Source organism: Rhodococcus sp. 24CO, from assembly GCF_050586165.1.
Lineage (GTDB): Bacteria > Actinomycetota > Actinomycetes > Mycobacteriales > Mycobacteriaceae > Rhodococcus_F.
Genome location: NZ_JAZFNF010000067.1, coordinates 1 through 908, shown reverse-complemented (window position 1 = coordinate 908; position 908 = coordinate 1). Strand labels below are relative to the sequence as shown.

1 protein-coding gene is annotated in these 908 nt (G+C 58.0%); it reads right to left on the bottom strand.

What is annotated here, in order from left to right; genetic code table 11:
- Positions 1-569: recombinase family protein (locus V2B23_RS30865; protein ID WP_430953693.1), on the bottom strand; the 569-nt coding region annotated here is incomplete at its 3' end.
- Between the last annotated feature and the right edge of the window lie 339 nt (positions 570-908).

The following is a 908-nucleotide window of genomic DNA, read 5'->3' as shown; positions in this document are numbered from 1 at the left end:
TTCTTCTCGCGTGCGACGTACTTGTAGACACCGGGTTTACTGAGATTGAACATTTTTGCCAGCTCCGCAATGGAATGCTCACGCCGAGAGTGCAGGTCGAAGAGTTTTGCTTGCTGCTTTGCGTCGAGGAGCGGTGTTCGGCCAGCGAAGCCGCCGGTGGCTTTGCGGCGAGCGTTTCCTTCCATCGTGCGCAGATGGATCAGGCCGGTCTCGAACTTGCTGAAGGTTTGGGAGAGCATGTCGAACACGGTTGCTCCAATGGGGTCCTTCGGGTCGTGGACTGTGCCGGCGAAAATCAACAGCACGTCCCGTTGTGCGAGGTCCGTGGCGATGTCGCTGAGGTCGGTGACCGACCTAGCCAGCCGTTCGAGCGTCGTGACGACGAGGGTGTCCCGAGCCGAGAGAGCGGACAATGCAGCTGTCAGTGCAGGTCTGGGCCTATCTGTCCCGGTCAGACCGCGGTCGATATGAATGAAGTCGGCCTCGACGCCGAGCGCGACGAGTGCAGCGCGTTGGCCTTGCTCGTCGCCGTCCATCGACAAAGCGCAGCGTGCGTATCCGATCAACATTCCACCATCATATTCTACGAATAGACCTCTGTATGTATTACATGGCGAGTAGGGCGGATCGAGCAGAATCTGACCGAAGGCGTTCCGATGACCGTGCCCAAGTCCGCGAAACAGATACACTGATCGAACAACTGCCTGGTCAACACTGGTACATCGAACATGAAGGGAGCCGCAGATGTCCGCAGTCCTGTCGAAAGTCGTCCGGAAGAAACTCGTACACGAAGCGGTCCTGGACAAGATTGACCGCGAACACCTCTCGATCAACACCGACAAGGTGCGCGCCAGATTGCAGACCAACCGTGAGCACGTTCACGGGAACATGCTCCGCAAGTGCCTGGA